4 protein-coding genes are annotated in these 4,210 nt (G+C 49.1%); all 4 read right to left on the bottom strand.

Features of this window, described 5'->3' with window-relative positions:
• Nucleotides 1-198: 198 nt before the first annotated feature.
• The 4 genes from GX466_04590 to GX466_04575 all read right to left on the bottom strand — a co-directional run bounded on the left by GX466_04590 (nucleotide 199) and on the right by GX466_04575 (nucleotide 4,150).
• Nucleotides 199-1,500 carry a hypothetical protein gene (locus GX466_04590; protein ID NLH93480.1) on the bottom strand — a complete coding sequence of 434 codons (1,302 nt, stop codon included), beginning with the start codon at nucleotides 1,498-1,500 and terminating at the stop codon, nucleotides 199-201.
• 43 nt (nucleotides 1,501-1,543) lie between these two features.
• A complete protein-coding gene (locus GX466_04585; GenBank protein ID NLH93479.1) occupies nucleotides 1,544-1,870 on the bottom strand; it encodes a GxxExxY protein in 327 nt (108 codons plus the stop codon).
• A gap of 187 nt (nucleotides 1,871-2,057) precedes the next feature.
• Entirely contained in the window at nucleotides 2,058-3,662 is a 1,605-nt protein-coding gene (locus GX466_04580; GenBank protein NLH93478.1) for a hypothetical protein, read from the bottom strand.
• A gap of 134 nt (nucleotides 3,663-3,796) precedes the next feature.
• Nucleotides 3,797-4,150 carry a GxxExxY protein gene (locus GX466_04575; GenBank protein NLH93477.1) on the bottom strand — a complete coding sequence of 118 codons (354 nt, stop codon included), beginning with the start codon at nucleotides 4,148-4,150 and terminating at the stop codon, nucleotides 3,797-3,799.
• Between the last annotated feature and the right edge of the window lie 60 nt (nucleotides 4,151-4,210).

Raw genomic sequence — 4,210 nt, 5'->3', positions numbered from 1 at the left:
TGGCAAGTGATTTTTTCTTAACATTTCGTGCTTGCTGATTGCTTGATTCTCCGTGACGAAGAAGACCTGTGCATTCAAAAATGGGTAGCAATGTCCGCTTGTACCTATACTTGCACTCACCCGAAGTAATGCTAAAGGTCAGTTTGCCTTTGTGTACAAAGAAAAACGGGTTTTTCTATAAATAGGACAAAGGAAAAACTATTTCAGCAGCACAGCCTTGACTGTAAAGCTGCGTGTGCCCACATCCATCCGGATATGGTAGGTCCCGCTGCCGCAGAGGCTTCCGGAGGCGTTGCGGCCATCCCATTCCACGCGCTGCTGTCCAGCGGGACACAAACCCGGCTCCAGTTCACGGACCAGCCTACCCCGGGCATCAAAGATCCTGAAGGCCACCAAGGCGGGCGTTTCCAAAAAGAAATCGATGCTGGCACAAGGATTAAAGGGATTGGGGAAAACGCCACTCAGTCCGGTGGTTTGAAGAACATCAGGTCCAGACTGCAATCCATCAGAATTGTAAACCACCGTAACCGGACCGTGCCAGGCTTCGGCTCCGTTAAAATCCACGCTAAGCAGCCAGTAGCTGTAAGTGCCCGAAACATGAAGTTCGGCATCCGCGAAGAAATAGCTGCATGGGATGGAGGTATTAGTGGCCGGGATCAGCGGCGAAGCCAGCAATGCGGCGCCAGGATCCGGCTCCAATCCGCGATAAATATAAAATCCCAGCACTCCGGTCTCGGATTGGGTGGTCCAGTCCAGACGTACAAGGTTTTCCGCCGTAAGCGAGGCTGTAAAGGATGAAAGCTCCACAGGCAGGGTGGAAATGTCCTCGCCGGTGACGTAAATGTTGTCGATGGCGAAGCTGGGGCGGTAGCTTCCGGAACCGCTTACCAAGCGTGATACGAGCCTGATTTGCAGTTCCTGACGGTTTTCACATGCTGAGGGCAGGAGGATGGATCTGTGCTGCAGATTCTGGGGAACGGTGGTGCCGTTGATCTGTTGTGTAGTGTTGTTTTGGTACTCAATGCCCGTCAGAGTGGTGAAATTCCCGACCGTGCCGATCCTGTATTGCAGAGTGGCTTCGTTGATGTGATCGTCATACGGTGGAGAGTATGGATTGCGGATGGTCATGATGTCGTAATCAATCTGGATGTTTTGTTTACCGCTGGTGTCCAGGGCAAAAACGATGGCAAAGCACCAGCCTGTGTTAGAATCCAGTAAGCCTATCTTACCGTCATAGTTGTATATGGTTGCCTGCGGATTGTCAGAGTATCCGTAAGCAGTAAGGGCTTTGTTATAAGCAGGGGGATCAATGCAGTATTCAGTACTGGGTGTTTGAGTGGTCCTCCATCCCGTCATGCCATCCGGCCATGTGCTGGAGCTGTGGAGCAAGCTGGAAAAGTCTTGTGAATAAGGCAATGGCTGAGGCGCTGGATTAACCAGTTGAGCCATCAGACAGGATACTAGCAGCATAAAGAAAATAAAGGCCAAACAGGGTTTCATGGAATTCCTCACAATTATCTACGGATTATCCGGGTATTTGAATCTAGTACGGATTTGACGGATTGACAGTTTTGGTGTACAGATTGGGAACTCGTTGCCATTGTAAGCTGGTGGAGCCAAAATTAATCACGAAACCCAGCTTCAGATCTGACAAGCGCAGATAGTTAAAAACCTGCTGCTTATGGATGGGCAGGATGGATTCGACGGCTTTGATCTCTATGATTATCTTATCAAAACAAAGAAAATCAACCTTGTAATACTTGCTGAACCTCTTTCCTTTATAAGTGATGTAATAATCTTTTTCCTTTTTGTACGGGATGTTCATCAGCTCAAACTCAACTTCCAAAGCATCAGAGTATACAGCTTCCAAAAACCGCAGCCGAGCTAATTATACACTTCCAGGCATGCTCCCAAGATTTTATCGGTCAGTTCTTCATACAGCAAGCTCATGAATCTTTTTCCGTAATTCCGTGAAATCCGTTAATCCGTATTAACATGCAAATAACCAGCCCCGCAAATTACTACATTATGCCTATCAGTTGAATCCGTAGGATAATTCAATTGCTGCGAGCCCGATTGAAGATGATGTTCCAAACCCCGCTCCAGAAGTATTTCCAGTCGGTAGCGCAAGGCTTGGCTTGTTTGGCCAGGATGTAGCGGCGCTCTGACTCCACGATTTCGTCGAAAGTTTGAGGCAGATCGGTGTAAAAAGGCGGCAAGAGGCCGGGTTTTACTTTAAGCCGCAGCTGCTGCATGTCCGGCGGATAGAGGGAATAATAGTGTTCGCTGAGGGCGCGCACACCCACTAGAGCGAGGTCGCCACTAAGCCAGTTGAGCAGTTGGGGCAGTTCGTCGATCCAGAGGGCGCGCAGTATTCGGCCCCAGGAGGTCACGCGGAAATCGTTTTTGAACTTTCCGCCTTCCTGCAAGTCGTTGGCCTTAAAGACGTATTCCTGCAGATATTCGCTGTAGGGGTGCATAGTGCGGAGTTTCTTTATGTAGATGATCCTGCCGTTCTGGCCCAGGCGCTTGAGGCGGATGAGAGGACCATAAGTGGGGTTGGGATCGGTTCGGGGCAGCTTGGTTTTTTTGAGGATGAAGTGCATGTGCCCGGCGATTTCGCGCTTGTGGATGAGCTCGAAGCCGCAGAAATAGAAGCGTCCGAGCATCTCGGTCTCAGAGAGGGCGCGGTTCCTTCCTTTGGTGAGGGCAAAATACCAACCCTGCAAAATGGGAAGTTTGGGCATCACGCGGCGCAGGAGGAAATCGCAGAAATAGAGCGGAGCGCCAAGCACAGAGGTGAATTTCCTGTAAAACCTTTTGCGGCGCTGGGTGATGGTCTGGCCGTGGCAAATGAACACCCCGCCATCCAGCAACATTTCATTCACCTTGATCAGATAGAGGTTGATGCGGCGAAAGTCGTTGATGCGATGGAGGTTGATGAAGATTTGGCGTGAATTGGGGGTTTCGTTGGCAATGTTGAAATAGGTCTCGGAATTGAGCACCAAGGCCTGAGACCTGCAGAAACGGCTGAGATCCAGATATTCTTTAATGAAGGAAAACAGCTCTTCCTGCTCATTCAGGTAACCCCGCCAAAGCGGCTCCAGAATGCTCTCCTCCAGGCTACATTCCGAATAGGGGGGAGCGTAGCTGCTTTCGTTTAGGCTGGGGATGCCTTCCGGCGTCTGGAGAAAGTGGGCCGGACTCTGTGATTCCTCCAGAGCTTCCGATTTCGTGACCAGGGGGGAAGCGGCGTATGCGCGGTTTTCCTTGTTGAATCTGAACGCGTAGAAGAGGCCCACGAAGAAAAAGAGCTCCAAAACCACACTGCCCAGCATGGTTCCCATCACGATTACTCGTGAATAGTTGAATTGCCGCAGCACATACATCAGCCCGAAAATCAGCGCGGCAGCGAAGATATCCGATTTGATGATCTGACGCGCCATCGCTACTCCGCTGCTCACCTTGGTTACCAGATATTTACCGCCCAGGATGCCACTGGCGATCCACACCACGGTAAAAGCCGCCAGGGAGCGCCACCAGACAAAATCTGCCAAAATGCGCCGGGTGCCATCCTTGATCTTGGCTACAAGGAGAAAAGAAAAAATAACGATGGCTATATCGAGTAGCAGAAGGAAGTACTGAGATACCTTGTGTTTCATGTATAGTTCTCGGAGATTCTTGCAGAAAAGAGCATCACACAGATTTCACGGATTTCACTGATTGAAATGAGAAACGTGTACATTAACCGCATTGGGGTAGTTATCTACCGCAATTTCAATACGTTGGTTTATATTCAGATGTCATCTACATGGCCGCTAACAATGCGCTTGATACTGTCTTTAAGATCAGTCGAGTTAAAGTTAACCAATAATCCCAACGGTTTGCCTGTAACCTTCAAGTAGGTCTGAATCTGTTTTAGATGAACATTTGAAATCATATCAACCGATTTGATCTCAACCAAGACAAGGCCTTCAACCAACAAATCCATCCTGTAACCCATCCCCAGATCCATGCCTTTATAGATAACATTGATGGGAACCTGGCGTTGAACTCTCAAGCCCATGGATTCCAGTTCAATATACAAAGCCTGTTCATAAATGCTTTCCAGCAATCCCGGGCGGTAGTGTCTCAAAGGTTGGTGTAAAATAGGGTGAGCCTAATGAAGAAAAAGGTTGAGCCGGATCCCACTCTTTGTTTTGATGGTTTA

The organism is Candidatus Cloacimonadota bacterium, assembly GCA_012516855.1.
Lineage (GTDB): Bacteria > Cloacimonadota > Cloacimonadia > Cloacimonadales > Cloacimonadaceae > Syntrophosphaera.
The sequence above is the reverse complement of the archived record's forward strand: the minus strand, read 5'-3'. Positions and strand labels throughout refer to the sequence as shown.